This is a genomic window from Paenibacillus sp. OT2-17, assembly GCF_009827695.1.
Classification (GTDB): Bacteria; Bacillota; Bacilli; order Paenibacillales; family Paenibacillaceae; genus Paenibacillus; species Paenibacillus polymyxa_B.
In genome coordinates this window covers 1-3,793 of record NZ_WUDQ01000362.1, presented here as the reverse complement: position 1 = coordinate 3,793, position 3,793 = coordinate 1, and the positions used below count along the sequence as shown (strand labels likewise).

Sequence of the window (3,793 nt, the reverse complement as noted above, 5' to 3'; positions counted from 1 at the left end):
CGATCCAGAGCGTTTTGCAAAAAATTAAAATCAAACGCCACATTATGACCGACCAGCACAACATCGTCCAGCATAGGCACGAGCTCCATCATCATTTCTTCAAGTGCAGGAGCATCCTTGACGTCATCGTCTGTAATTCCGGTCAATCCAGTGATAAAAGGTGGAATAGATCTGCCAGGGTTCACATAAGAGCCGTAAACACGGGAAATGCTGTTATCATGATCTATAATTGCAAGTCCGACTTGAATGATGTCATCCGCGGACTGGGTGCCTGTCGTTTCAAAATCCAATACCGCAAATTTCATTCGGGCTTAATCCTTTCTTATGACACTTACAAAATAATAACTCTATATATTAGCATAGCAGAAGATCGCCTGTTTGGAAATTAAGACAGCCAAAAAAGACGATGCACACGCCGCCTGAGGAGGTGGGCATGCATCGTCTTACTCGGTGTCTGACAACTACATCCAGGTCATCATGGAGCTGTCGTATCGAAGCATTTCGGTACCGGACAAACAGGCTTCCATATTGTGCAGCGGCTCGGGTAACGCAGGATCGAACTGATGTGCGAGAGCAAAACATTTTTGCGCCTCCTCTACGTCAGCCTGCTTTGCCAACAGACAGCCTAGCGCATTATAGATGACCGCCTTTAGTCCTGCCTGCTCAGTCAGGTCCAGCACCTTCTGAAAATGGCATACAGCCTCTGCTGGATCATCTAGTTGAAAATAGGCCATTCCCATATACATGCGACTCTGCCAGCTGTTCGGAAAATGCTGTAGTACCTGCTCAAATTGTTGGATCGCCTCAGGGTACATAAGTAATCGATAATACCCTTGCCCCCGATTAAAAGCTGGCAGCTCTTTTTCAGGCAGCTCAGTGTCAGACATATCGGTCTCTGCGGAAAATCCGGCCGCACGCAAGCAAACCATTTTTTCCTCAAAGGCCAGCCACTCATCCATAATTCCGTCACTCATTCTCCGCAGCAGACTCCAGTGCTGTAGCAGCTCCTGCCTGCGGGAGCCCTGGGCTGATGGGTAATGCTTCACGATATCATCTAACATGCTGTTCATTTCTGCGAATACATGCTGGAACATGTGCATCCCGCCCTTATGAAAGATGGATTAGTACACTCACATTTTTCGCTTAAAAGACGGGTTTCATCCGCACTCCCATTCATTACATGATCGTCGCGTGTACTTCTTTGTTCATCGTTTGGGCTGGTTTATTATGTTCATCAACAAATACCACTGTTGGTTTGTATGTTTTGGCCTCTTCATTCGACATGGAAGCATAGGAAATAATAATGACTGTATCACCAGGCTGCACCAAACGGGCTGCCGCACCGTTGAGACAGATCACTCCGCTCCCACGCGGTCCGGGGATAACATAGGTTTCCAGTCGAGCTCCATTGTTATTGTTTACAATTTGAACCTTTTCATTCTCCAACAGATCCGATGTCTCCATGAGATCTTCATCTATAGTGATACTCCCCACATAGTTCAGGTTAGCTTCCGTAACGGTAGCGCGGTGAATTTTGGATTTCATCATGGTTCTAAACATGGGAAAGCACCTCCGCCTTCTGTATTCTTATATTGTCAATCAGTCGGGTATTGCCAAATTTCACAGCCAGCGCTACGATGACGTCTTCCTGAACATCACATAGCCGTTGCTCGGGACGAAGGGGCTCCAGACCGGGAAAAGTTAATATTTCAATGTAATCAATGTCTGCTAAAGGAGAGGAAGTAATGGTGGACTCCACCATTTGATGTAGCTGACGAATCGTAATTGTGTTTGTTACAATATCTTCGCTCACTTCTTGCACCTTACGCAGTGACTGGGACAGCACCAACGCCTGCTCGCGCTGTTCTGCACTTAAATACACATTACGGGAGCTGAGGGCCAAACCATCCGCCTCTCTGACGATGGGACAAGGTACGATAGTCACGTTCATATTGAGATCAGTCACCATCTGCTGGAGCACAGCAACCTGCTGCGCGTCCTTCATTCCAAAAAAGGCCAAATCAGGACCTATCATGTTAAAAAGCTTGGCTACCACCGTAGTCACACCATCAAAATGGCCGGGACGGGAGGCACCGCACAAGCGATCTGTCAAAGCGGATACACGAATTTTGGTTTGGGTTGGTTGCGGATACATTTCTGCTACAGTTGGCAAAAATACAATATCCACGCCCTCGCGCCGTGCTACCTCCAAATCACGAGCTTCATCGCGGGGGTAGCTTTCCAGATCTTCATTCGGTCCAAATTGAATCGGATTTACGAAAATGCTAAGCACCACCGTATCTGCCATTTCACGCGCCTTGTGCATCAAGCTCGCATGTCCTTCATGCAGGTATCCCATTGTTGGTACAAAGCCGACTTTATGTTGCTGTAAAGAAGCAGAATCGTTTATTGTTTTTGCTCCGTTTGTCCCAAGCTGCCGACGTTCAGCAATAATCTTGCGCAGCTGAGCCACTTCTCTTACGATGATCATGACCGAGATTCCACCTTTTCCTTAGCTTGTTCCTGTGTCTGTCCTTTTGCCTTACCGTATAGGGATTCCACAACGCGGTCATCCGCGCTGAACACATGCTCTGCGGCCGGAAATGCCCGCCCTTTCACATCACTCACATACTGCTCAATGCTGCTGCGGATCAAGCCGCCTACATCGGCATAGGTTTTAACAAAGCGTTTGCTGAAATAAGGCGATGCGTACTGAATCAGATCGTGATAAACAAGTACCTGACCGTCACATCCACGTCCAGCACCAATTCCAATGGTTGGAATGGAAAGCTCTTTAGAAATCGCTGTTGCCACTTCCTCCGTTACCAATTCCAGTACAACGCCAAAAGCACCCGCCTGCTCCAGCGCCTTGGCGTCCGCCATCAACCGGCGTGCGTCCGCTTCGTCCTTGCCTTGAATGCGATAGCCGCCAATTTGATTAACCGATTGCGGAGTAAGCCCGATATGTCCCAATACAGGCACACCTGCCTGAACAGTTGCTTTTACGACATCGGCAATTTCAGCTCCGCCCTCCAATTTAACAGCATGCACATGTCCTTCCTGCATCAGACGGCGGATGCCCTGAAGACTTTCTGATACGCTGCTGTGATATGTCATAAAAGGCATGTCCGCTACGATAAATGTATGTTCCGCGCCTCTTGCGACTGCCCGGGAATGGTACACGATATCATCCAAGGTTACAGGGATGGTTGAATCGTAACCAAGAACTACGTTACCCAGCGAGTCACCTACGAGAATCATGTCAATTCCCGCCTCCTCGGCTATTTTAGCCGATGGATAATCATAGGCGGTCAGCATACTAAGCGGAATGCCCTCTTGCTTCATTTTTTTCATTTTCACAATATTCAGTGCTTGTTTTCCTGCCATTGCGAATGGCTCCCTTCCATCTTTTTTTGGCACAAAAAATAACCTTTTATGAACGCCTGTACATCTGCGTCATCAAAAGGTCCGAACAGCCAAAAAAGACACTCATTTTGAGATCGTCTCTTCTGTCTCGGTCCTGTTCGGCTCAGAGCAGAATCCAACGTAACCTTCAAATGAAGTTATGATGGTCTTACAAACTTGCTAAAGTAGAGCATGTGCCCCTGGAGTGCAGCTCGGACCGTCCGATGCCGCCTCCTGCACAGTATAACAAAAAACATCAGCTTTTTCACGTGAAGTTTTGCACAGGGAATAGAACGATTTCGGTCGTTTTCATAGCTAAGGTCGCTTCTATAATTGTATATCCCCTGAAATGACCTGAATTCGCTCTCCCTGATCCGTTTCTATCACG

The 3,793-nt window shown here is 47.6% G+C and carries 5 protein-coding genes; all 5 read right to left on the bottom strand.

What is annotated here, in order from left to right; all coding sequences use genetic code 11:
- A partial coding sequence (locus GRP75_RS21230) for a 3'-5' exonuclease (RefSeq protein WP_272917230.1) occupies window positions 1-305 on the bottom strand: 305 nt, incomplete at its 3' end.
- 156 nt (window positions 306-461) lie between these two features.
- A complete protein-coding gene (locus GRP75_RS21225) occupies window positions 462-1,094 on the bottom strand; it encodes a tetratricopeptide repeat protein (protein ID WP_023989137.1) in 633 nt (210 codons plus the stop codon).
- 82 nt (window positions 1,095-1,176) lie between these two features.
- On the bottom strand, window positions 1,177-1,560 hold the full coding sequence (gene panD, locus GRP75_RS21220; protein WP_013371641.1) for an aspartate 1-decarboxylase: 384 nt from the start codon (window positions 1,558-1,560) through the stop codon (window positions 1,177-1,179).
- On the bottom strand, window positions 1,553-2,491 hold the full coding sequence (gene panC / locus GRP75_RS21215; RefSeq protein WP_160790288.1) for a pantoate--beta-alanine ligase: 939 nt from the start codon (window positions 2,489-2,491) through the stop codon (window positions 1,553-1,555). Before panC ends, panD begins: the two co-directional genes overlap by 8 nt.
- Window positions 2,488-3,387 carry a 3-methyl-2-oxobutanoate hydroxymethyltransferase gene (gene panB / locus GRP75_RS21210; protein ID WP_023989139.1) on the bottom strand — a complete coding sequence of 300 codons (900 nt, stop codon included), beginning with the start codon at window positions 3,385-3,387 and terminating at the stop codon, window positions 2,488-2,490. Before panB ends, panC begins: the two co-directional genes overlap by 4 nt.
- Window positions 3,388-3,793 lie beyond the last annotated feature (406 nt).